At 37.5% G+C, this 24,404-nt stretch carries 24 protein-coding genes and 2 pseudogenes; 4 read left to right on the top strand and 22 right to left on the bottom strand.

All coding sequences use genetic code 11. The features are described 5' to 3' along the window. Positions 1-166 precede the first annotated feature (166 nt). The 10 genes from MKY60_RS01715 to MKY60_RS01670 form a co-directional block, all read right to left on the bottom strand. Positions 167-1,066, bottom strand: coding sequence for a MurR/RpiR family transcriptional regulator (locus tag MKY60_RS01715; protein ID WP_093495252.1), 900 nt, complete (start codon positions 1,064-1,066; stop codon positions 167-169). Between the two features lie 50 nt (positions 1,067-1,116). After that, positions 1,117-2,022, bottom strand: coding sequence for an N-acetylmuramic acid 6-phosphate etherase (gene murQ, locus MKY60_RS01710; RefSeq protein ID WP_340878804.1), 906 nt, complete (start codon positions 2,020-2,022; stop codon positions 1,117-1,119). Next, positions 1,994-3,046 carry an N-acetylglucosamine kinase gene (locus MKY60_RS01705; RefSeq protein WP_340928350.1) on the bottom strand — a complete coding sequence of 351 codons (1,053 nt, stop codon included), beginning with the start codon at positions 3,044-3,046 and terminating at the stop codon, positions 1,994-1,996. Before MKY60_RS01705 ends, murQ begins: the two co-directional genes overlap by 29 nt. After that, positions 3,033-3,860, bottom strand: coding sequence for a carbohydrate ABC transporter permease (locus MKY60_RS01700; protein ID WP_340928348.1), 828 nt, complete (start codon positions 3,858-3,860; stop codon positions 3,033-3,035). The genes MKY60_RS01705 and MKY60_RS01700 overlap by 14 nt, the downstream gene beginning before the upstream one ends. Before the next feature lie 11 nt (positions 3,861-3,871). Continuing rightward, positions 3,872-4,819, bottom strand: a complete 948-nt coding sequence (locus MKY60_RS01695; RefSeq protein WP_093495421.1) for a carbohydrate ABC transporter permease — start codon at positions 4,817-4,819, stop codon at positions 3,872-3,874. Between the two features lie 22 nt (positions 4,820-4,841). Then, the gene (locus tag MKY60_RS01690; RefSeq protein ID WP_340928346.1) at positions 4,842-6,149 is read right to left on the bottom strand and encodes an ABC transporter substrate-binding protein; all 1,308 of its coding nucleotides are present in this window, start codon (positions 6,147-6,149) and stop codon (positions 4,842-4,844) included. Between the two features lie 14 nt (positions 6,150-6,163). Further along, positions 6,164-7,186 carry a serine hydrolase domain-containing protein gene (locus MKY60_RS01685; protein WP_340928345.1) on the bottom strand — a complete coding sequence of 341 codons (1,023 nt, stop codon included), beginning with the start codon at positions 7,184-7,186 and terminating at the stop codon, positions 6,164-6,166. Positions 7,187-7,427: 241 nt separating this feature from the next. After that, entirely contained in the window at positions 7,428-8,339 is a 912-nt protein-coding gene (locus MKY60_RS01680) for a glycine betaine ABC transporter substrate-binding protein (protein WP_241597767.1), read from the bottom strand. Next, complete coding sequence (locus MKY60_RS01675) at positions 8,336-9,193, bottom strand: ABC transporter permease (protein ID WP_093495258.1); 858 nt, start codon at positions 9,191-9,193, stop codon at positions 8,336-8,338. Before MKY60_RS01675 ends, MKY60_RS01680 begins: the two co-directional genes overlap by 4 nt. A gap of 1 nt (position 9,194) precedes the next feature. After that, on the bottom strand, positions 9,195-10,448 hold the full coding sequence (locus MKY60_RS01670) for a quaternary amine ABC transporter ATP-binding protein (protein ID WP_241597769.1): 1,254 nt from the start codon (positions 10,446-10,448) through the stop codon (positions 9,195-9,197). Positions 10,449-10,662: 214 nt separating this feature from the next. Between MKY60_RS01670 and MKY60_RS01665 the strand changes: the two genes are divergently transcribed. Continuing rightward, positions 10,663-11,220 carry a GbsR/MarR family transcriptional regulator gene (locus MKY60_RS01665; protein WP_090565116.1) on the top strand — a complete coding sequence of 186 codons (558 nt, stop codon included), beginning with the start codon at positions 10,663-10,665 and terminating at the stop codon, positions 11,218-11,220. A gap of 117 nt (positions 11,221-11,337) precedes the next feature. On the opposite strand, the gene MKY60_RS01660 is transcribed toward MKY60_RS01665, so the two are convergent. The 12 genes from MKY60_RS01660 to phnG all read right to left on the bottom strand — a co-directional run bounded on the left by MKY60_RS01660 (position 11,338) and on the right by phnG (position 21,619). Then, positions 11,338-12,195 carry an ABC transporter permease subunit gene (locus MKY60_RS01660; protein ID WP_093495260.1) on the bottom strand — a complete coding sequence of 286 codons (858 nt, stop codon included), beginning with the start codon at positions 12,193-12,195 and terminating at the stop codon, positions 11,338-11,340. Further along, positions 12,195-12,983: a phosphonate ABC transporter, permease protein PhnE gene (gene phnE / locus MKY60_RS01655; protein ID WP_340928343.1), complete on the bottom strand. Its 789-nt coding sequence runs from the start codon at positions 12,981-12,983 to the stop codon at positions 12,195-12,197. The genes MKY60_RS01660 and phnE overlap by 1 nt, the downstream gene beginning before the upstream one ends. 12 nt (positions 12,984-12,995) lie before the next feature. After that, positions 12,996-13,769 (bottom strand): phosphonate ABC transporter ATP-binding protein, encoded by a 774-nt coding sequence (gene phnC / locus MKY60_RS01650; RefSeq protein ID WP_340928340.1) that lies wholly within the window; start codon positions 13,767-13,769, stop codon positions 12,996-12,998. Between the two features lie 83 nt (positions 13,770-13,852). Further along, positions 13,853-14,893 (bottom strand): PhnD/SsuA/transferrin family substrate-binding protein, encoded by a 1,041-nt coding sequence (locus tag MKY60_RS01645; protein WP_340878800.1) that lies wholly within the window; start codon positions 14,891-14,893, stop codon positions 13,853-13,855. Between the two features lie 148 nt (positions 14,894-15,041). After that, entirely contained in the window at positions 15,042-15,848 is an 807-nt protein-coding gene (locus MKY60_RS01640) for a PHP domain-containing protein (RefSeq protein ID WP_241597774.1), read from the bottom strand. Further along, complete coding sequence (locus MKY60_RS01635) at positions 15,838-16,560, bottom strand: phosphonate C-P lyase system protein PhnL (RefSeq protein WP_090565128.1); 723 nt, start codon at positions 16,558-16,560, stop codon at positions 15,838-15,840. Before MKY60_RS01635 ends, MKY60_RS01640 begins: the two co-directional genes overlap by 11 nt. Positions 16,561-16,580: 20 nt before the next feature. After that, positions 16,581-17,762: a phosphonate metabolism protein PhnM gene (gene phnM, locus MKY60_RS01630; protein ID WP_340928338.1), complete on the bottom strand. Its 1,182-nt coding sequence runs from the start codon at positions 17,760-17,762 to the stop codon at positions 16,581-16,583. Between the two features lie 13 nt (positions 17,763-17,775). Beyond that, a complete protein-coding gene (locus MKY60_RS01625) occupies positions 17,776-18,615 on the bottom strand; it encodes an ATP-binding cassette domain-containing protein (RefSeq protein WP_340878799.1) in 840 nt (279 codons plus the stop codon). After that, the gene (locus MKY60_RS01620; protein WP_241597781.1) at positions 18,608-19,474 is read right to left on the bottom strand and encodes an alpha-D-ribose 1-methylphosphonate 5-phosphate C-P-lyase PhnJ; all 867 of its coding nucleotides are present in this window, start codon (positions 19,472-19,474) and stop codon (positions 18,608-18,610) included. Before MKY60_RS01620 ends, MKY60_RS01625 begins: the two co-directional genes overlap by 8 nt. Next, positions 19,464-20,579, bottom strand: a complete 1,116-nt coding sequence (locus tag MKY60_RS01615; RefSeq protein WP_241597782.1) for a carbon-phosphorus lyase complex subunit PhnI — start codon at positions 20,577-20,579, stop codon at positions 19,464-19,466. The genes MKY60_RS01620 and MKY60_RS01615 overlap by 11 nt, the downstream gene beginning before the upstream one ends. Then, entirely contained in the window at positions 20,579-21,175 is a 597-nt protein-coding gene (gene phnH / locus MKY60_RS01610; protein WP_340928334.1) for a phosphonate C-P lyase system protein PhnH, read from the bottom strand. The genes MKY60_RS01615 and phnH overlap by 1 nt, the downstream gene beginning before the upstream one ends. Before the next feature lie 21 nt (positions 21,176-21,196). After that, complete coding sequence (gene phnG, locus MKY60_RS01605) at positions 21,197-21,619, bottom strand: phosphonate C-P lyase system protein PhnG (RefSeq protein WP_241597796.1); 423 nt, start codon at positions 21,617-21,619, stop codon at positions 21,197-21,199. 932 nt (positions 21,620-22,551) lie between these two features. On the opposite strand from phnG, the gene MKY60_RS01600 reads away from it, so the two are divergent. The 3 genes and pseudogenes from MKY60_RS01600 to MKY60_RS01590 all read left to right on the top strand — a co-directional run. Beyond that, positions 22,552-22,941 (top strand): hypothetical protein, encoded by a 390-nt coding sequence (locus tag MKY60_RS01600; RefSeq protein ID WP_340928332.1) that lies wholly within the window; start codon positions 22,552-22,554, stop codon positions 22,939-22,941. Between the two features lie 175 nt (positions 22,942-23,116). Further along, positions 23,117-24,078, top strand: a pseudogene (locus MKY60_RS01595) (acetyl-CoA carboxylase carboxyltransferase subunit alpha). A 176-nt stretch (positions 24,079-24,254) separates the two neighbouring features. Further along, positions 24,255-24,350: pseudogene (locus MKY60_RS01590) on the top strand (GNAT family N-acetyltransferase); the annotation flags it as partial. Positions 24,351-24,404 lie beyond the last annotated feature (54 nt).

Raw genomic sequence — 24,404 nt, 5'->3', positions numbered from 1 at the left:
CACGGCTGTTTTAATTTCTATTTAAACTGATAGGTTGATTTCCTACGTAGTTGTACTGTTCATGTTGTTAACTAAATAGATTAACAATATACCCTCTGGTGGTAACCAATTAAAATAACCCTGTGAAAGAAACAGACATCATTGTTTCTTTCACAGGGTAAGATTTTCATTCACTTAGTTCCTGCTCATTAGCAGTTTTTCTTTTAGGCAATTTTTGATGGAGTGTATCTATCGCCATTCTTGTTGTGTCCAAGTAGCCAATCGTTTGCTCGAATGTAGTTGTTGCAATACACATAAAGAGCATATCGATTACATGTAATTGTGCTAATCTGGAAGAGGTTGCTCCACTGCGAAATGTAGGTTCTAATGAAGTTGCAGTAAACAAATTTATTTCTGCCAAATCAGCTACTAGCGAATTACCGTAACGTGTTAAACTAATTGTTTTAGCACCAGCTTGCATACCAATTTCTAATATTTTTGCAACTTCATGTGTATTACCTGAAGAGGAAATACCAAAAATCACATCTTTCTTAGAAGCATTGGCAACTGCTGTCGCAGCTAAATGTACGTCTGGGTAATAGGAGCAATACTTATTAATACGCATAAATTTTTGCTGAACGTCCATTGCCGCAATGCCTGATGCTCCAACGCCAAATATATAAATATGGGATGCCTCTAAAATAACTTCCACTGCCTTTGTTAGTTGCACCATATCAATCATATTTGTTGTTTCTCGTAGTGACCTTATACTTTGCAGTGTTATTTTTTCGACCATCGTTTCAAAAGATTCATTTGGTTCAATATCGCGCAGGTCTTGACGTTCATTCTGTAAGTCCCCCGCAATTCTTAGCTTTAAGTCCTGAAAGCTATTCACTTGAAGTGACTTACAAAGTCTTATGACTGCCGCACTACTTGTGCCACTCACTTTTCCTAACTCTACGACTGTTAAGTTAATGGACTCTTTCGGAAACTTTAATATATATTCAGCAATTTTCCTTTCTGAGCCTGGCAGACGATCAATCATTTCCTCTAATATAGCTAATCCCGCATTCACCTTTTGTGTCATTGTACACCTCTAGCTCTTTATTTCTTTCGTAAAGAGTAAATAATCGCACTCTACTCATCCTTTTCTCCAATAGCCATGCGTACTTTACCATCTGCTTTTTTCAATAAATTTGCACCTTCTTCAGCAGTCGATCCAGTTGAAATCATCACTATTGCTTGTTTCACATTAAATTGTGTCTCAATGAGAGCTTTCTCTGCTTCTTCATATGTAATATTGGTTACTTCACAAACAATCATTTTTGCACGTTCTTTTAGTTTATAATTACTAGCATGCACATCGACCATTAAGTTTTTATATACCTTACCAGCTTGAATCATAGAAACAGTAGAAATCATGTTAACAATCATCTTATGTGCTGTTGCGGCCTTTAAGCGGGTAGACCCTGTTAAAACTTCAGGACCGGTTTCTACCTCAATGGCTACGTTCGCATATTGGCTAATTGTAGCCTGCTTATTGCTTGATAGACTAATTGTTTTAGCCCCTACTGATTGAGCATAAGCCAAAGCACCAATTACGTATGGAGTTCTACCACTTGCGGCGATACCAACCACCACATCACTTGAAGTAAGATCTAATTGCTTTAAATCACTTTTCCCTAGCTCTTGATCATCTTCTGCTCCTTCCACAGCAACCATAACAGCACTATGACCTCCAGCAAGCACAGCCTGAACCATTTGGGGTGATGTGCTAAAGGTTGGTGGACACTCTACTGCATCTAGTAAACCAATTCGACCACTCGTACCTGCTCCTACATAAAGCAACCTTCCATTATTTGAGAGACCTTTATGAACAATATAAACGGCATCCTCTATTTGGGGTAAAACTCTCTGAACTGCGAGTGCAACTGTTTGGTCTTCTTCGTTCATCGTTTTGATAATTTCTTTTACAGTCATGATATCTAGGTTTTTAGTTTTTGGATTGGCACGTTCAGTTCCTAGTTTTTCCAATCGATTCATTTATATCATACCTTTCATCGTTCTGTTCATCCATTAATTGTGTCCACGACCTAATTACTTCTTGCCGGAGTTCTGGGCTATGTTCTATCCCTTCACTAACTAATGCATTTAAATACGAACCTACAACTGGTGGTAGTGTAGGTACATACAATTTGTTATCAAACCCTCGCATAGCATGTTTAAATGTTTCAAGAAATAATTCATTTGAAAATAGCCCCCCACAAAGTACAATCGGAAACTCCTTCGCAATTTTTTCCTTGGTAAGAATAGTAGAAATAAGCTCCACTAATGCCTTAATCGCTTGCTGAACTATTTCAACAGCTGGTTGATATTTTTCTTCAGCTAAGTCTAAAACTGACATTGCTAGTGAAGCAATCGCTGTACGGGGATTCTCGTCGTCATAAACTGCTGGTACTAATTCATAAACATTTTGTAGATTGTAATGTTGTAAGACGATTTGTGTTAAGCGCTCATTTTTGGAAAGTTCCCCGTGCTGATCGTAATACGTTGTGACATAGCGAAGTGCTTCATTTCCTATATGATAACCGCTACCATCATCACCTAGTAAATAGCCCCAGCCGCCAGAACGTATGGTTCTAGCACCGTTATCCTGCACTAAATAAGCAATGGATCCTGTTCCCGCAATCACAACTAAGCCATTTAAGCTGAAAGTTCCACTTACTAAAGCAGGTAGTGCATCATTTGTAATTTGAATCCTACAGGGATGTGGTGAAAAATAGTCCATCATCCAGTCCTGCCAGGTTTTTTTATCGACATTCCGGTCACCACCAGCAGTACCAATATAAATTCCAGAAATCTCTTCTTTTTTTATCCCATACCGGTTCAACAAATCATTTAATAATTCAACAATTTGTAATCGTACCTTTTCAGGTTTTGTAGATTTGATATTAGACCCTCCGCCTACAACTGTGCCAATTATTCTGCCATTTTTATCGCCAATGACACAGTAGGTTTTCGTTCCACCTCCATCCACGCCGATTAGATAACTTTCACTTAACTGCACCTGCTGTCAGCCCCTCCATAAATTGTTTTGATGCAACAAAGAATAGTATCATCATTGGTAAAGAAGCTAATGTTAGGCCAGCGAAAAGCGATCCCCAATCGGCTGAATGTTCACCAAACAGTGACAACATGCCGACTGGTATTGTCATCTTAGCCTTTTCTGTTATAAAAATTAGCGGGAAGAAGAAGTCATTCCATGCAGCGATAAAGTTGACTATAACCACTGTGCCTAGTGCCGGTCGCATTAATGGAAGAAGAACACTCCATAGGACTCGTAGGTTTCCTGCTCCGTCCATTCTTGCTGCTTCCTCTAGCTCTGTAGGCATTGTCTTAAAAAATCCAGTTAATATAAGCACCGTTAACGGCGTTCCTGTTGCAATGTTCATAAATATAAGGGACCAAAGTGAATTGATCAGCCCTAAATCACGCATTAATATAAATAATGGTACAATACCTAATTTAATAGGGATCATCAGTCCCAATAAAAATATAAAGAAGATAGCATTGTTCCAGCTAAATTTAAAGCGTGCAATATAATAAGCCGCTAACGAGCAAAAAAGTACAACCAGTACAACAGATGTAACACTAACGATTACACTATTTATAAAATATTGATCAAACGGGACTTTACTCAATAATGTTCTATAGGTATCTAAGCTAAAGTGCGTAGGAAGACCTAAAGGATTCTTAAATATTTCTGCACTTGTTTTAAAAGAAGATAAAAACATTAAAAAGATTGGATACAAACTTATAGTAGCCACTGCGAATACAAGGACATAATAAAATGGTTTTGACCACATTGAACTATTCTTCATACTACTCACCCTTACATTTCTACTTCTTTTTTATTTGTAAACTTTAGGAATATCATTGTACATATTAATATGAAGAAAAATAACACTGCCGCTAGGGCAGAACCTAGACCTATCGCATCAGAGCTTCCAGATGTGGAGCTTCCAAATGCTAAGCGATAAAAGAATACCGCCAACGTATCAGTTGAATAATATGGCTCTCCCATCGACCCCTGCATAGCATAGACAAGTTCAAATGCCTCGAAGGACTGTATAAATGTCAATACCGTCATAATCATGATGGAAGGAATCATTAAAGGTAAATAAATTTTACGAATCATTGTCATTCCTTTAGCACCATCTAATTTAGCAGCTTCTATTAGCTCACCTGGAATACTTTGAAAACCCGCTAGAAAGATTAATACACCAAACCCTAAACCAAACCAACAATTTACTAAGATTATAGAAATCAATGCCGTATTTGGATCTCCAAGCCATGCTCGCTGTAATTCCTCTAGTCCTAGTTTGCCTAGTAACATATTTAGAGTACCGAAGTTAGGATTTAAAATAAGCTTCCACAAAAAACCGACCACAATTACGGATAATAAACGAGGTAGAAAGAAGGCAATCTTGAAAAACTCAGCACCTCTCACTTTTTTGTAAATGACAAAAGCAAGTATAAATGCCAAGCCATTCATAACAATCATTTGAAGTCCAAAATAGAGTAGATTATGCTTGAAGGCATTCGTAAACATGGATCCATATGGCTCTGTCGTAAATAATGTAACGAAATTATCAAAGCCAACAAAAGACTCTCGTGAAAAACCTTTGAATGAATAGAAGCTATACGTTAATGCAGCTAGTATAGGATAGAGCACGAACACGCTATAAATAATTAATGCGGGAATAGGGAAAAGGTGGATAGTCCACCTTTTCCCATTCTTTCTTCCCTTCTTTTTCAAAGCAGTTTGTACAGTTGTCATCATTCATGGCCTCCTTTTTTTGTTATTTAAAAGGCTCAAATGAGGTTTCTGCATTTTCCTGCAATTTTTGAGCTACTTCTGCTGGTGTAACTTCTCCTAAATACATCCCTTGTAATTCTGTTTCTAATACCGTTTTCGTAGTTGGGTCCCCACTTACAAAATTAATAACCCAATAATACGGTGTTGAATTAGATTCTACTGCTTTGCTTAACTCACTAAGAAGCTTATCATCTGAAGTGATCCCAGGAATTGCACTAATCATTTTGAACTCATCAACAAATAATTCACCAAACTCTTTTGTTGTTAGGAATTCTAAAAATGTTTTTGCCGCTTCCTTATTTTTTGACTTTGCATTGATTGCAAAAGATCCATCTACCCAAGTCGTTACTGTTTGGTTACCTGCTTTCGATGGCATTGGGAAAAAGCCATAGTCTAAATCTGCATTTAACTCATTAACGACTGGGATTTCCCAGCTTCCAAGTGGGAACATAGCCGCTTGTTCCATCGCAAATAATGTACGTATGTCGTCCATTCCTAATCCTTCAGAATTAGCAGGAAAATACTTTTTCAAATCATTCATCGCTTCTATCGATTCTACAAATGCTGGGTCTGTAAAGTCTTTATCACCAGTAACAAGTTTATCTGCAAATGTATTTCCATCTAACACCCCTGCCCCTACAATTCCATGTGTTAGAGATAGTAACCAACCTTCTTTAGTTCCCATAGCAATTGGCGTAATACCTGCATCCAATAGTTTCTCGTTCACTTCGATAAATTCATCCCAAGTTGTCGGTACTTCAAGTCCCTGATCCGCAAATATTTTTTTGTTATAGAAAAATTGTGTTGAACTTATGTTTAAAGGAACACCATATTGTTCCCCGTCAGTACCTTTAGAAGCTGCTAGATAATCCTCTGAATATTGGTCTAATCCATTAATGTCTGAAATTGGCTCAACGAATCCAGCTTCTGCTAGCTTTAATCCCGCTGCATATGGACGCAAGTGGAAAATATCCGGGCCCTCACCTGCTTGTAAGGACGTATTTAAAACTGTATTGTATTCCGTATTTTTAGTTGGATTAAATTCTACCTGAATGTCAGGGTTTGTTTCATTAAATAAAGCAATTACTTTTTCGTACTTTGCTACATCTTCTGTACGCCAACTACCTATTGTTAGTTTTACTTTTTCTTCTGAAGCCGTTTCCCCATTTTCACTAGTACCTTCATCAGTATCCGCTTTCGAATCATTCCCGTTATCTGAACAAGCTGCTAAAACGAAAGTTACTAGCATTGCAAATAAAAATAGAAGCAAATACTTTGTCATTTTTCTCATTTTAATACGCCCCTTTAATTTGAAATGTACATTCCATAAACTAAATCATGAACGCCTAGCCTCAGTTCTCTTACATGAGAGTGCCTACCGTAATGCACCGCATTAGTTAACAAAACTACAAATAATTTTTCGTTTGGATCCATCCAGATCGAAGTACCTGTAAATCCTGTATGGCCAAAAGAACCTAAACTCCACCTCCTACCACAAGATAATAACGGTTCAATACCAGACCAAACCTCAAAGCCTAAGCCTCGATGTTGGAATAATAGTGTATGACATAAATCCATCCATTCAGATGGTATAACCGACTGAGTTGATATACCAAGCCAAAATTTTGCGTACTGTACTAAATCCATTACATTGGTAAATAGTCCAGCACTTCCGGAAACTCCTGATAACAAAAATGCCTTTTCATCATGGGCCTCTCCCTGTACATATTGCTCCTCAACCATTTCAGTAGAGGCAATAATGGGCAGAAGTTCCTTCGATGGATTGAAACACGTGTTATCCATCAACCAAGGTTGAAATATTTCACTTTCTACAAACCTATCTAAGGATTTACCAGATACTTTTTGTATGATTTCCCCTAGTAAAATCATGCCTAAGTCACTATAAACCACTGCTTCTCCCGTCACATATTGTAGCCTTGACCGATAAACCTCGAGCAGTATATTTCTATTCTCACCTCGTTGAACCGGTGGGGTTAAATCCGCTGGCAAGCCACTATTGTGATGAAGAAGATGATAAACGCTAACAGAATCGTATTGAAAGTCAGGTAAAAATTTCTGCACAGGATCCTCTAATGCTATTTCGCCTTTCGCCAGTAACACCAAGATGGAGGGTAAGGTTGCTATTACTTTTGTTAAAGAAGCAACATCAAAAATAGTATCTTTTGTAATAGAATGGTAGCTGCCATCTCTAGCCTTATATCCACCACAGCTATGATGAAACAAAACTTCGTCATCACGTTGTACGTGTATGACAGCACCTGGAATCTTCTTTTCATCAACAAATTTTTGAATATACTCTTTTAGCATTACCCACCCCCCAATAATCAGAAATAACGGATAATTTAGTTATTTAAAATATTATACTATAAATATTAAATAATAGTGAAATTTTTTTTCATTGTCTTTTTTTAGTCCCTGTGTAAGAAACAAACATGAAAATAGAAACATTCACGTTTATTTGAATTAACGTGAATGTTTCCTACACAGGGACAAACTAAAAACCCCCAGAACAAGTTTTTTACTCGCTCCAGGGGTTTGTTTATATTTATTATTTTTTCAAATCTTCAATTGATGTGATGTCCATATATGCTGGAACAACCAAGCCAATTTTTACACCTGTCATGCTTGTGCCAAGGTCTTCAAATTTACCATCGAATTTTTCAGCATACGTAGCATGTGTTAATGGCAACCATCCAGCAAGTGATGCATCTGCACTACCGTCGGCAATAGCTGTCCACATTGGACCTGCTTCAACTTGAAGCATTGTTACGTCATATCCTAAGCTTGTTAATACGATGCTCATAACGTTTGTACTGGCGATTTCACTATCCCATGCAACATATGCAAGTTTAATCTTGTCGCCGTCGACTTTTTCAATACCATCTGTCCATGCTGCAACTTTCTCGGGATTTGCATCTACCCAAGTTTGTGCAGCTACTTCTGGTTTTTCACCGTCTTTAATAGCAATCATAACTTCACCCATATCATCCTCTGACCAGTTGAAATTGGAAAGGACTTGGTGAGCTTCTGGCATTTCTTCTTGTAATCCAGTACGACCAATTGTGTGAATTTCTTCTTCCCCACCATATGAACCTTTTGGATCTTCAAGATATTTCAAATCATATTCAGCGAATTTCCAGTGAGGAGTCCAACCTGTTACGACAATCGGCTCTTCCGCATCATATGCTTTTTTTAGAGATGCTGTCATTGCAGCACTTGAACCACTTACCAGGTCCCACTCATCTAATTCATAATCTGTAATAGCTCTTTCTGTTGCTTCCATAATTCCAGCTCCAGGATCAATACCTGTAATCTTGTAGTCAAGTGACTCTCCAACTGAACTTGCATTTGAATCCGTAGATGTTGAATCATTTTTCTCTTCTGTATCCCCACATGCTGCTAACCCAAGTGAAAGTAATGCAACTGCTCCTAGACCTGTTAACTTTTTTGCTAATTTCATATTGTATTTCCCCCTAGTTTTTTCTTTCTATTTCCAGCGTATTGCGTGATTCTATCTAAAATAATCGCAACGATTACGATAGATAGTCCAGTTTCTACGCCAACTCCTGTTTTCAATTGTGTAACAGAACGGTAAACTTCTTCACCAAGCCCCGGTGCACCTACCATCGAAGCTATTACAACCATTGATAGGGATAGCATTATACTTTGGTTCACCCCTGCCATAATCGTAGGTTTCGCTAGTGGAATCTGGATTTTAATCAACCGCTGCCACGTCGTTGAGCCAAATGCTTCTGTTGCTTCTATTAAATCTTTCGGTACTTGCTGAATACCTAACATCGTTAAACGAATTGTTGGAGGCATTGCGAAAATTACCGATGCTACAACTCCCGGTACGACCCCAATATTGAAAAAGAAAATTGCCGGTATTAGATAGACGAACGCAGGCATTGTTTGCATTAAATCCAATATTGGATTTACTACCTTTCGAACACCCGCTTTTTGAGAACTAAGAATCCCTATAGGAATACCAATCACTAGCGCGAAGATGACTGAAGTCAATACTAACGTTAGCATCTGAAGCATTGGGTACCAATATCCTAAATAATCGATGAATAAAAGGCCAATCAGCGAGAAGAAGGCAATCTTCCTCGTAGAAATTAGTCCCGCTATTAAAGCAAAGATGAAAGCTAATAATATAGAAGGAACTAAATCCAATATATCCACTGAACCTTCTACTACTCCTTCTAGTACATCAGCAAAACCGTCTAGACCTGTTCCAAACGTATCTACTAACCAATCAACTCCAGTATCAATCCAATCGGCAAAAGGTAGGCGAGGTAATAGTTCATTCATCTTAAATCACCTCCGTAATAGGTTGCTCTGCGGAATCCACTGTTCCATCTTTGTTAATGAACTCATTATCGCCAGATAATGCACCTATGAGTGCACCGCGTATAATAATTCCTTGCAGCTTTTGTTCTTCATTAATAACTGCTACAGGAATGCTTGCTGTTGAGACAACATCAAATAACTCTGTGAGAACCGTATCTGGTAAAATCATCGGAAGATCAGAAATAATGACATCATTCAGTGATTTCTCTGATTCGATTGCAGCTACAGTATCTTGCGCTGTAACAGCTCCTAATAAGCGATTCGCATTATCTACTACATATATAGAAGAAATACCTAATTGTTTCATCAGTCGAAGTGCTACACGAGGACCACGGTCAACTTTTACTGTGTCGGCTTTTTTCATGATATGACCAGCAGTTAGTACTTTAGATAAATCTACGTCTTCCACAAATCTTTCAACATACTCATTGGATGGACTCATCAGAATTTCTTCAGGAGATCCAATTTGAACAATTTCCCCGTCCTTCATCAGTGCTATACGGTCACCAATGCGAAGGGCTTCATCTAAATCATGTGTGATGAAAATTATTGTTTTTTGCATATCGTGATGAAGCTGAAGCAGCTCATTTTGCATATCTTTTCGAATAAGCGGATCTAATGCACTAAACGCTTCATCCATAAGCAAAATATCTGGATTATTCGCAAGTGCTCTAGCAAGACCAACACGCTGTTGCATACCTCCACTTAGTTGTTTCGGGTACTGTTCCTCGTATCCTGCAAGACCGACAAGTCTTAAAGATTCTATTGCTTTTTCGTTTCTTTCTTTTTTAGAAACCCCTTGGATTTCTAAGCCATACTCTGTATTTTCAACAATTGTTTTATGTGGAAAGAGGGCAAAATTTTGAAATACCATTCCAATTTTCTTCCTTCTTACATCACGAAGTTGTTCCTTATTCATCTGAACAATATCCTTACCATCTAGTAAAATTTTGCCCATTGTTGGATCTATTAATCTATTAAGCATTCTAACTAATGTTGATTTACCACTTCCGGATAAACCCATAATGACGAAAATTTCACCTTCATTGACATCAAAGGATACTTGTTTCACTCCAACAGTTGCACCAGTTGCTTTCAAAATTTCACTTTTTGATTTACCATCTTTCAGCAACTGTATTGCACGACCACTACTTTTACCAAAAATCTTTGTAGCGTCTTTTACTACTATTTTTTTATTTATATATTCTTCACTCATGCCTTCACTCCTCACCGTCCGAAACACACGAACCCTATTCATTATAGAGTGAACTTCATAAATTTTCAACAGTTTAAACTAAATTAATTGTTTGTACAGTAAAAACTGTACAATAAATATTTAAAAAAATTGCTTTTTGGGTAAGGATATAATACATTTAAATTTAGTTAGCTGGATTATGTGAACAAGGCTAATTTCAGTGGAGGGAACGTATATGGAGGACCATGAAAAAATAGATAAAGCACGGGAGAGAATTATAGAGACAATTGCCCAAAACATACATTTATACGGTTTGGTGCCTTCTGCAGGTAGACAATTCGGAACAATGTTTTTTCAAAATGAACCATTAACATTAGATGATATGACAGAAAAACTAGGCATGAGTAAAACAAGTATGAGCACTTCTGTCCGAGCGCTATCCGAACTAAAGTTAGTCGAACGTGCCTGGAAAAAGGGAGTTCGTAAAGATTTATATAAAGTGACAGATGATTGGCACCAAAGCTTCATCGATTTGTTTTCTATTAAATGGCAAAGATCAGTCACACTGCATACGGCGGCAATTAAAAAGTCACTGGCAGAACTTGAAGAATTATTACAGAATCCGGTCCTAAGTGAAGAATTACGTGAAGAGGTTCAAATAGATATTGATAAGCTTAAATACATGAAAGACTATTACAACTGGTTGGAACGCCTCATAGATGCTTTTGAAGACCAACGAATTTTCGATTTAGTTCCTAAGTTTGAGAATTCTAACGAAAATACTAAAAACTAATACAAGACCCCAAAACAGCTGCACTTTTTACAGTGCATACTATTTTGGGGTTTTTGTGTCCCTGTGTATAAAACAAACATGAAAATTTAAACATTCATGTTTGTTTGAATTAACGTGTTATTTTACAGATGTAGCTGGGAAATAACGACTTTTTAATCTAGTAGATGTTAACTCTAAGACAATTGCTAGGATTAGGATCATGTAAGTAATTAATCCGACCTCTCGCATATCAAAGTAGAATCCAGAAGCCATAAACAATTCGAATCCGATCCCTCCTGCACCTGCTGCGGCTCCCATTGCAACAGCTACAGAGAAATTGATTTCAAATCGTAAGAATGTCCAAGATAGTAAATAGGTGAACGTCGAGGGTAAGATAGCATGAGTTACGGTATGCCACCAGTTAGCACCAGTTGCAGTAAGCGCCTCCAATATCCCCTTATCTACTTCTTCAAAAGCCTCCGAAAATGCTTTTACTAAATATGCAATTGAGTGAAATAGCATTCCAAGAACAGCGGCTTCACTTCCTAACCCTGCTGCGATTGCAAAGATTAGTACCCATAAAACGGTTGGTACTGCGCGAACAAAGGCTACTAGAATTCGTACTGTTTTCGATATCCATTTGTTCGATAAATTAGTTGCTGCCATCAAGGCCAAGAAGAAGGCAATCACTGCTCCTAGAATTGTCGAAAGAAATGCTAATCCAAGCGTAATTCCTACTTGATAAAATGCCTCCCCCCATGTGAAGTGACTCAAAGCGGGTTCGAGGAACATCGTCTTCAAATTATATGCTGTTTCTGAAATTGCTTTAGTTAAATCTAAGCCAGAATAATTAAATGACATAAAAGCTAAAATAGTTAGTCCAAACAGAACAATCCCTGTCGCTTTCATGACGCGTTCTACTTTGTTGCCAGATTTAATCGAAATTCGACCATTTGACTTTTTTCTGATGTATATCGGTGTGGATGTTACTTCCATTATAGAATCACCTTCCGGATATGATTTGAAATCAGTTCTAGCATAATAACGGAAATGACGATACTAAGCGTAACAAGCGCCACTGCATGATAGTTAAGGGTTTTATAATAGAGGTCAAATGAGTATCCAATTCCCGTACCGGTTAAGATACCAACTAGTGTGGCACTACGGATATTTGTCTCGATCATAAACAAAATCCAACTGATCATTTGAGGCAAACATTGTGGAATAACTGCTTTATAGACAATTTGAAAGTAGGTAGCACCAGTGGCCCTCAAGGCTTCCACTGCACTTTGGCTAGCTTCATCGATAGATTCAATAAACGCTCTTGTTAAAAAGCCCAACGAGCCAACAAACAAAGCTAAGTACCCAGTCACTGAATTTTGACCAAAGGATAGAAGCAATATTAAAGCCCAAGCAACTACTGGAATATTTCTTGCCACCGATGCGATAAATCGAGCAAATGCACCGAGTAAATTACTTGTTCCAGTTGTTTTTGAACCCATTAACCCTAAAAAGAGAGAAAAGACTGTCGCAGTTGTGGTGGCTGCAATAGACATAAGAATAGTTTCCGCTAATTTCTCCAGTATTTTCGGGAGCCTTTCTAGCGTTTCTTGGGTAATAAATAGATTTGAAACTATCCAAGTAAAAGCATTTGGTAACGTAGCAATTCCATGAATGATATTAAAGTTCGTTATATCCGATGATAAATATGTCACGACGATTATAATCGTAGCAAAAATAATCGTTTGCCATTTCCGTTGGTTTCGCATTACTTTTTCATTCACTTTGATTACTCCTTACACAGTAACTAACTGTCTTTTTTCTACCGTTTTTGTGCCATAAATTAGATCAGTACTGTCTGTAGATAATCTATAGCTAGCACCGTCAAAGACGATGCCACCTTTACTTAAGCCGATAATACGATCAGAATAGCTTCGTGCAATTTCCACTTGATGCAAATTCACAATGCATGTAATGTTAAGCTCCATCGTAATCGATTTTAAATAATCCATAATCACTTTAGATGCATTGGGATCAAGTGAAGCAATTGGTTCATCACACAGAACAATTTTCGGCTCTTGGATGAGAGAACGAGCAATTCCTACACGTTGTTGCTGACCACCACTTAGCTGATCACACCGTTTATAAGCATGCTCTTCAATTCCTAATTTTTTTAGAAGGTAAAAAGCTTGCTCCTTTTCATCTTCTGTAAATTTCCCTAATATACCTTGAACAGTTGTTTTATATCCGAATCTACCATGTAGCACGTTCTCGATAACAGATAAGCGTGGGACAAGATTATAATGTTGAAAAATCATGCCAATGTTTGTACGCATTTTACGTAGTTCTTTTTTGTTCAAACTACCTACATCATTACCATCAAAAATTACTTTGCCTTCGTCGATTTCCACCATCCGATTTATACAGCGTAATAGTGTTGATTTTCCAGCTCCTGATGGCCCAATAATTGATACAAATTCTCCAGCTTCTACTTCAAAGCTAACATCGTTAAGAACTTTCGCATCTGCGTTATATGACTTTCCTAATTTCTCCACTTTAAGTAAGGACATTTATCTAAACTCCTTTAGCTAATTTAATGAATAAGAGCATGCATTTATACGTATGCATACTCTTATTTTGAATACCTTGTTTACTATTTTGAAAGTTCACGAATTGGATTGAACCAAGCATCTTCTACTTCCGCGAATCTTTCATTTCCTGACTTAAAGAATAATCCACTCTCTCCTGAATCCTTTGGAACAAAGATCTTTTCATTGTTTGCAATTTCATCAGAGGTAAATAATTCTATTAATTTATCATAATCCTCTTGACCTAGAGCTTCTAAATTTGCTGCAAATGGTGCGTTTAATACTGGTGTAACAGACATTAACAAAAATTCTTTCCCTGTAACAGTGTTAAAAGGCTCTGCGGCATCGTCTTTAACTTTATAAACAGACCCTGCTTTGTTCGCTTCACCGTCCACTACATCTACGTAGTTTTCTACACATGTATCACAGAAAGCAGCGACCTCTGAATTGTTACTTAATAGGTTTACTGCTGAACCCTGATGTGAATTTCCGAATAGTACTTGAGAGAATAGCTTGCCTCCCTCCATCAAGTCTTCTGCTACTAAATCTTCAAATCCTGATTTTTTTACATAGTGAGAAATAATGGATGACGACGGTACCACAAATCCCGATGTCGAGCTATTTGATACAAATGAAATACTTTTTTGTTCTAATTTATCTAATGAAAATTCTCCGTCTACCTTGAAATCATCTTGTGCATCTACATTTATAGCTAACCAACTATGGTACAATGCGTCATCTAATGTTCCTGATTCACCTGTTGGTACGACTAAAGGTTGAATAGCATCGTTTCCATTTTTAGCTTCGATATAACCTTGCGCTCCCATGAAAGCAAGGTCAGCGTTATTATTTATTAATGTTTCAATGGCAATTGCATAATCAGTAGTTAACTGATGTTCCACTGTTTTACCAGTAGCTTCTTCAATTACTCGTCCAATTTCATCACGTGAAGACTTCATATCCGAACCCGATTCATTTGGATACCAAGCGATTTTTATCACGTCATCCACTTCAGCGTTTTTCGCCCCAGCACTTCCTTCTGAACATGCAGATAACAATATAGCTACCACTAAAACCAGACTGATAATAGACCAATTTTTCTTCATTAATAATTCTCCTTTTCGCTAAATGAAATGGTAGTGCATTTAAAACCTGTTCGTACATGTATATTGAAACATAAATTATTTACCAATTGTGGAAATTTACAGTATCTTAGCAGACTATTAAACTTCTTTACATCTTGACAAGTATTATTTAGCTAAATCTTTCAAATAAAGGACTAACAATATCTCCAACTTCAATAGTGGCGCCATATGAGCCGTGAAAATCCGTGCCACCTGTCATAATTAGTCCATATTTTTCTGCTAAAATTTCTATCTTTTGATAATCTTCCGCAGTGTGATCTAAATGGTTTCTTTCAATTCCACCTAAGCCAACCTCTATTAGCTCGGGTATCAACTCATAGGTATTTAGCTGACCAGGGTGTGCAATGACTGCTATTCCCCCATCACCGACAATGGCTTCTATTGCCTCAAATACATCAATGTATTGGATATCTCCTGAAGCAACACCATTTCCTTTAAATAATTTTTTATATAGCTCTTTATATATTTCAGATGTATAAGGGGCTTCCGTTAAATTATGCATAATATGTTGCTTGTAAATTATGTCGGATGGCTTTGCAGATTCCTTAATCGCTGCAATTTCAAGTTCATATCCAGCAGCTTTTATTTGTTGTATTTGCCAAAGCGAATGTTCTTGCCTTCGCTTTAACAATGGATTACAAATAGCTTGGATATGAATTGCTTTAGGATGATAGTTATATCCGAGCACATGTACTTTACGATTTCTTTTAAAGTCAAAGGCGGAGATTTCGATACCAGGTATGACTTTAACTCCGTATTTTTTACCAAGTGCAAGAACTTCTGGGAGTCCCTTGACTGTGTCATGGTCAACAAAACTAATATGCGTGACACCTTGTAGGCTTGCTAGTTTCATCACTGTTTCAGCATGTTCCGATCCATCTGAATAGCGGCTATGAACATGTAAATCAGCTTTCATAGGTTATCGTCTCTTTTACAACTGTTTGCTGTCTTGACTGTATATCGTAAACCTTGTCACAAAGACCTTCCATGAATTCAATATCATGAAATATTCCAACTAAGGTTGTGCCTTTATTTTTCAGTTTTTCAATCATTTCACGGACTTTTACTTTAGATTGTTGGTCGAGACTTGCAGTTGGTTCATCTAGCAATAGTAAACGTGGATTTTTCACCGTTGCCATCGCAATATTTAGTCTCAGCTTTTCCCCACCGGAAAACGTATTAGGATAGCTATCCCATAGTTTTGGATCCATTTCGAAATGTGTTAGTGCCTCTCCTGACTCCTTCAGAGCAACTTCCTCGGATTCACCCATTTCTAGTAATGCATTAATAACAAGCTGGCGGCAGGTTGTTCTTGGCATAACATTTAAAAACTGGGATACATATCCTATCTCATATTGGCGTAAATAAAGCATTTTTCTTTCCGATATTGTTGCCAAATCCACTTGTCCAAAACGTGCCGAGTTATATAAAATATTGCCGGTATCCGGTAAATAGGAGCGGTAAATACTCTTCAATATCGTCGATTTACCACTGCCACTTTTCCCAACAATTCCAATGAACTCTCCAGCTTCTAAAGAGAAATTGATATGTTCGATTGCTGGCATTGTTTTCTCTAAGTGATGAATCGTGAATCGTTTGCCAAAATCCTTGATTTCTAGCATTGTCATTTCACTACCTCCTTGATTTACTATTTAATCCGGTAATGTGTTGTCGTTATTAATGCTCCGTTTACCATTGTTGTAGTCAGCATCGGATACCCATCTTCCATACGTTCAATCACTAAAATATCCGCTTTCTTGCCAGGTTTTATCGAGCCCAACTCATCGTCCATTTTTACTGCTTTAGCAGGATTTAACGAGACCATCATAAACGTTTTGTGCAAATCATTACCATGCTTCTCGTGCAGATCAAAGATTGCGTGTAGCAATGCTGCTGGATAATAATCACTACAAAGAATATCTACACAGTCGTTTGCAACTGCTTCAGCCGCCGACAGATTGCCGGAGTGTGAGCCGCCGAGAAGCACATTAGGAGCCCCCACAATTGTATGTAGCCCAATTTCCTTTGCTTTCTTTGCTACTTCAAGGGTTATAGGAAATTCACTAATTGTTGTTCCAAAGGATTTTACTAATTCTAACTTTTGAATTTTGTCATCGTCATGTGATGCAATCGCAATACCTTTTGAAATCGCAATGTCTGCTACTTCCTTTATTTTTTCACTTGTTAAAAATTCTGTACTTTGCCGCTCTGCAATTAACACATTGACGTCATCATCTGAAATGTCCCGGTACCCTTTTAATGTTTCACGATATACTTCAAGATTTCGATACTGACCTTGCCCTGGTGTATGGTCCATAAATGACAACAGATGGACTTTGCCATCCTCTATATTTTTTACAAGCGTGTCTATTTCATCTACATTGTCTATTTCAAACCGTGCATGCATGCGGTGACGGATTAAATGTAGTTCTTTATGCGTCGCGTCGATCGCATCTACCATTCGCTGAATATTATTCGGATTTCGCATTGGTTTATGGGTAAAAACATCTTCTCGATAAAATGACAGGGAATGAAACATCGTAGTGATTCCATGACTGATCAATATTTTCTCTGCTTCCCTCAAACTAATATTGAAGTCCATCATACTAGTTGGTCTAGGCGATGCTATTGTCTCAATATAATCCGAATGGATATCTATAAATCCAGGAGATATGTATCCCCCTCTTGCATCTATTAACTGCGCATCGGTATAGGTAGATACTGTTTCTTGGGGAATTATCGACTGAATTATTTCACCTTCCACTACAACCGCATACCCTTCCAAAATTGTTTCTTCTGTTATGATTTTCCCATTATGAATAATGTACAAAGTCACCGCTCCTCTATAATAATGAGTAAACTAATTGCTGTGTGTACTCATGCTGTGGGTCTTCTAAAACTTGATCGGTTAAACCTTCTTCGATAACTTTCCCGTTCAACAGCACGATGGTACGATCTGCAAGCATACGTATTACGCCTAAATCATGCGAAACAACAATCATACTAATCCCTAAATCTCGTTGGATTTTTTTGATTAAATCCAACACGTTAGCTTGCACGGAAAGATCCAATCCGGTAGTTACTTCATCTAAAAAGAGAATAGGAGGATTATTCGACAACGCCTTTGCAATTTGAACCCTTTGCTGCATCCCTCCCGAAAAGTTTCGCGGTTCTTCTTTCATGCGATGCAAAGGTATATGCACATTATTCAACAGTTTTTTACTCGTAGCTTCCATATTTGCAACATTGCGATTCCCTGCCGCAATTAATTTCTCCGCTATATTGCCGACAGAAGAGAAGTTCATTTTTAAACCATGGACAGGGTTTTGATAAACCATTCCATATACATGATTACGGATAGAGCGCTTTTGCTGGGAGGATAATTCAAAAACATTCTGCCCCGCTAATATAGAATCACTAATATACGCTTCTCCGGAAGTAACATCTGCATCGAAGTATAAGCATTGCATCATCGTAGATTTGCCACTTCCACTTTCCCCAACGATTCCTAAAATTTCTCCTGGGTACAAATCGAATGAAATATCCTGGCATGCATAAACTGTCCCGCAACTCTTACAGAAGTTTTTTTCTAAATTCCTATTCATAGGTTCAGAACAATCCTTGCACCCCGTTCCAAATTGCTTCCCCAGGTTCCTTACTTGGAGTATTGGCTTCTCATGCATAGCTAGTTTGCACCTCAACTTTCTCTTTCCTATTCAATTGATCCATACAAAAACTAGTGTCGTTGCATTGATGACTCTTTTCCCCTGTTTGTTGATCTATTATTTCATCTAAAAAGATATCTGTTGAACCACATAGGTGACACTTATGACCTTCAAAGGACTCCACAGTGAATGGATAGTCCTCAAAAGCTAGAGACTCCACATTCGTATAAGGTGGAACTGCATATATTTTCTTTTCTCGCCCTGCTCCAAGTAAGATTAAAGACTCTGATTGATGCATTTTATTGTTATCAAATCTAGGAATTGGGCTTGGTGCCATAACATATCGTCCATTTACGTAAACAGGGTGATCTGCAAATGTTGCCGTCCTTCCGTATTTCATGATTTGTTCAAATAACATGAGCCAAACACCGCTATAATCGTCTTCTGAATGCATTCTTTTCGTCACAAATTCCCTTTCTTCCACGCCTCGAAGTGGTTCTGGAGTCGGCACTTGTAAGACAATAATTTGATCTTTTGTTAAGGGAACTTCTGGTATACGGTGCCTTGATTGAATAATAGTTGCTTCTGAGGTTTCCTCTGTTAGCTCTACATTAGTGGTTTCATGAACTAACTTTTTTATACTAACTGCATTTACAGATTCGTCTGCACCCTGGTCAATTACTTTCAGCACATCCGACTTACCAATGATGGAAAGGGTAATTTGCAATCCCCCTGTACCCCAACCACGTGCAATGGGCATTTCTCTTGAAGCAAATGGCACTTGATAACCCGGTATTGCTACAGCTTTCATGATTGCACGGCGAATTTCTTTTTTAGATCCTTCATCGAAAAATGCAAAATGGGTATTAGCTTTCAACTGATTGCCCCCCTTTCTTCACTTGACGGATACTATCGAGTTTTGATTGGAACGTCACATAATGCGGTAGCTTCAAGTGGGAAATAAACCCTGTGGATTCTACAGAATCTATATGCAATAGCACAAATTCTTCATCATGTGTTGGAAAATCTGATTCTGGGTGCTCCAGGCATTGGTCTAAAATGCTCATAGCGATAGCTTTCGTTTCATTTTGCCCATAACAAATGCCATATCCAATTTCAAATTCCAGTTCATATTCGTTATTTTCATTTTTCACGTTCGTTGGAACAAAAGACTCAACTTCGGTTACTTTAATTTCACCAATATAAAACTCATCCTCGTCACTATGCTCCATCTCATTTGGATGCTGCACATAAATTGGGACAAATCCTACTCTAACTTCTCCGACAGTTGGGTGAACCTGCCCATATCCTCTTAATGATGCATAGCCTAGTGAAGTAACTGCACCAGTTTGTCCTCTTGTTAGAACTTGAAGCCTCTCACTACGCGTTGTTGGAAATTGTAAACTTCGCTTTGTAACATCTATAGGAGGGGTATTGTCTGCCTTGTACGTTTCAAAAAGTCCTTCTTCTCGCAAGTAATCTACTACTTTAGGAAAATAGCTTACTTCGTCTAAAGCTTCAATTTGTTTTAATTGATCTTGATAATTTTGTAGCCATTGTAGGTTATCTTCTAGATTTTCTTCTATTAATGTAAAATCTAGTAAGCGGTGTGTGTAATCATACGTTGCTCCTAATAATTGTCCACCTGGGATATCTTTAAAACTTGCTGAAATACGACGCTCTACAAACATCTTTTCAGGCTCAACTGTTTGACTGTAATAAGGACGGGGCAAAGTCGAACGATGAGCCCTCATAAGAAATACTGCTTCTTCCATACTTCCTTCCGCTTGCTTGATCGCAAGTGCTGCCAAGTATGGAGAATACAAGCTACTTTCTGACATAACTTGATCAACCATTCCCCGCATAGTCGACATAATCGTTTCTACATCAATTATTTCTTGACCTTTTAACCGTTCAAACTTTATGCGCTGAATAGATGCGTCAATTGCCTGCGTGCCGCCTTTTACCGGAACGTATCCCATTAGCTCACCCCCATAACACTGATTGATGTTGTTCTAGGAATGCAGACTACTTGAGCGTTTTCGTCTGTGAAAATCAAATCAATACCTAGTGGATATTCTTTCGTTTTTTCGTTTCTCGCATGCCACGCCGAGTGATCAAAGCTTGTATGCAATTGTGCTGTTTCCTGAATTCCAGGACCTCTCAAAGTCAATTCACCTTCACTAGATAATAACGTGCTTTCAATAATCCAAGTTGACGATAGCTGAGGATCAATGAGGGTGCCGTTTTTACAATTTTGAATAGCACTTTGTATAGCTGTTTCTGTATCTTCACGCAGCACAATGACAAAGTCTGCTTCGTTAATTGGTGCATATTTTGCAGATGTATATTCTGAAATTTTCTCGATTAACTCCTGCTGATCCTCTGAAAGAATGTGAAATGTAGTTTCTGCATCAAAAAATGTCATGGCACTTAAAATAGTTGCGTCGTAACAAGGAAGATTCATATCTACACGCTCTGCTATATCAGTTAGGGACGAAATGGTGCCTGGTCTAGACATACTGTGCAATATTAATCTGTAAACTTGCTGCAAATCATGTACTTGATCAAACGTCATACTATCTCTCCTATTGGTTATTTAGACTTCCATCGTTTCAAAATTAACTTTTGTCTCAAAAAGCTCTGCTTGCTTTTTTGCTCGTTCTTTTATAATTTGCTTTTCTGCTTCTATTAAATAGGTTTCCCACGTGATGGTTTCAGGTAATTCTGCTTTATATGCAGCATCGATAATCGCTAAATGTTGTGCAAGCTTGTCTTTCATGCCGACAACAATTCCTATGCCAATACGATTATTAATCTCTACTTTTGCTTCTGTTATTAAGACTTCTCCTATATAAAATAGTGAGTTTTTTGCTGTTTCTCGCATTTTAATCATGGTCAATCCGTATTGAGGAGCTACAATTTCTCTACATTCATAAGTATCTACAATGGATTCCGCCAACTTTTGCGCCAACTGGACATCACCTTGAATGAGAATCTCGGTTCTTCTTTTTCTTTTCATATGCATGAATCCTCCTTTGCAAATTCATCTTAACTTGTCGCCAAGTGCAAGTGTTTTAAGGTATCGTAAATGTTTCGTAAATGCTCTTAATAATTAATGAACAAATACGATTTCTTCTATGTAAGAAAACCAGGCAAAAAAAAAAAAAAACGCCCAGTCCTTCAAGAACTGGAACGTAGATATGGCGTTGATTGTAGCGAAGGGCGGGATAAGGGAGACAGATGAAAATTCACATGGAACGCGAAGTGGCGGGGAAGGTTCATCGCGTCGGTCTGAAACGAAAATCAGTGGTATTAGTCATTCTTTCCATTCCCGGCAGCTTTGTTTTCACGCTACATTTTTATATACTTTCTTTTAAACAAGGTTATGTTAGAGGCTTGGGATGATTTTTCGTGAGGTGGTTTTAGTTTGTGAAATGCTACACTTAAACTCCCATGAAAATTAAAAAATGCTCAAAATATACAAAATTGCATAACAAAAGAGACTCAGAATAAGCTTTTTTTAAAAAAAGGCTGAGCCTTCAGAATGTTTATATTAAGTTGAAAGGTAAATTAAGAATCAACTCCATTCTTGTTAGAATAAAGGCAGGCTGGTGCAATAACCAGAGTAGGATTAATCTCCCATGAGTGCTACTCGTATAGAGTGCGACAGTCTGTGATGCACCGTGGTCGTTGGAGTCAGACTAACGGATGGGCTCAATGGCACCATAGTTGATCGACCTTCTTCGCCAGCCGTAGTATCCTATACCCGTTTTTCCCATTTTCATTCTCTGTGGTGTAGCGCTGGTTTTGCGCTACATGAATGGCTAACGGGTGCTTTACTTCGAGTAGGAGTAAAGCATTTTTCCTTATTGAAATAAAGCAGCAGGTTAGTTTAAGAAGGAGTTTTTGGAAAGACACCGAATAGTTAACCAAAAGGGGAGGTATCTTACATTGAAGAAAATTTCTATGTACGTTTTTATCATCTGTTTAATTTTGTTGTTAGTTTCTTGTCAAAACAATAGTGGTTTTACATTCAAAGGCGAAGGCGAAAATTGGAATGGCGAACTAATTACTAAATACGATTTTTTTGGAAAAGAGATTCAGAGTGTAAAGATAACTTATAAAGGGGAAAAACCTGAAAAACTAATTATACCTAATTTATCTGTAGAAAGTCCAGACTTCTTAGGTTGGGGTATAGGTGAGATAGAATTAGATAAAAAAGGTATTTATTATGGTGAAGATGTTTTTGAATTGGAAACTAAGACTCCCTCTTCGTCTAAGATAACATTAACAATAGAAGGTGAAGAGTCTGAAAATATAACGTTAAGTTCAAATTCATAGTACACTAATTTATTTTTAAGCTAACCGGTGCTTTACTTCAAGAGGATGTAAAGCTTTTCTTCTTTTTGAACTAAAGAAGCAGGATAGTTGAATAAGAATAACTCAAAAACAAACTAATTATTAGAAGGTAATTCCAAATAAATATTGAATATATAAATAATCATTATTACAGGAGGTGTGTCAAATAATTAATTATTTAGAATTTGAAAAACCATTGGTTGAACTCAGAAAAAAACTTCACGAACTGCAAAATTTAGCGGAGACTAACCAAGTTGATTTATCAGTTGAAATTAATATGTTAAAACAAAGACTTGAAAAATTAGAAGAAGAAATCTACAGTAATATAACACCTTGGCAGAGAGTTCAAATTGCCAGACACCCTAAAAGACCAACAACCCTAGATTATATTCCATTATTATTTGATGGTTTTATTGAATTACACGGAGACCGCTATTTTGGTGATGACCAAGCAATAGTTGGTGGTATTGCCTTTTTTGATGAAATTCCAATCACTATAATTGGGCAACAAAGAGGAAAGATACAAAAGAAAATATACAAAGAAATTTTGGAATGCCCAATCCCGAAGGTTATAGAAAAGCACTAAGACTGATGAAACAAGCTGAGAAATTTAACCGACCTGTAATTACGTTCATTGATACAAAAGGTGCTTTTCCAGGAAAAGGGGCAGAAGAAAGAGGGCAATCACGTGCAATTGCAGAAAACCTTATAGAAATGGCTGGGCTAAAAGTGCCAATAATCTGTATTGTTATTGGAGAAGGTGCGAGTGGAGGGGCTTTAGCTATAGGAGTTGGAAATCATATACATATGTTGGAGAATACTTGGTTCTCTGTAATCGCTCCTGAATCTGCAGCAACTATACTCTGGAGAGATAGCACAAAAGGACAGGAAGCTGCTAATATAATGAAAATTACAGCAAATGATTTAAAAGAGTTAGGTGTAATTGACGAAATAGTCCCTGAGGTAAAAGGTGGAGCACATAATAACCTTGAGAAACAAGTATTGGCAGTAAGAAAAGTTATTAAAAACTCATTACTTGAATTTTCCACTTATTCGGCTGAAGATATAACCAATCATAGGTACAATAAATATAGAGTAATGGGAAAATATCACTCCTAGCAATATTAACCGACGCAAGAGTAAAAAGGAATCATCAAATTGATGGTCTTTATCTATAATATCTGAATATTTCGTCAAAGTTAAGTTGTAAAGATGTTGTGCTAACAGGGCAATTGAGTTAAATAATGAATTGGAGGGCGAATAGATTTGAACCGAGAGGGAATTGTTAAATGGTCATGGAGCCCAATGCTATATCGATAGCTCAGTCAAAGTTTGAGACTACATTAAAGCCATATGCTATTTATGCTGAAGATAAAATAGTTGGCTTTTTAGGTCGATAGAATATTTCCAAAAGAAAGGACCAAAGACTGGTCCTTTCTTTTTGT

The organism is Psychrobacillus sp. FSL K6-1415 (assembly GCF_038003185.1).
Taxonomy (GTDB): Bacteria; Bacillota; Bacilli; order Bacillales_A; family Planococcaceae; genus Psychrobacillus; species Psychrobacillus psychrodurans.
This window is presented reverse-complemented; position numbering and strand designations above follow the sequence as displayed.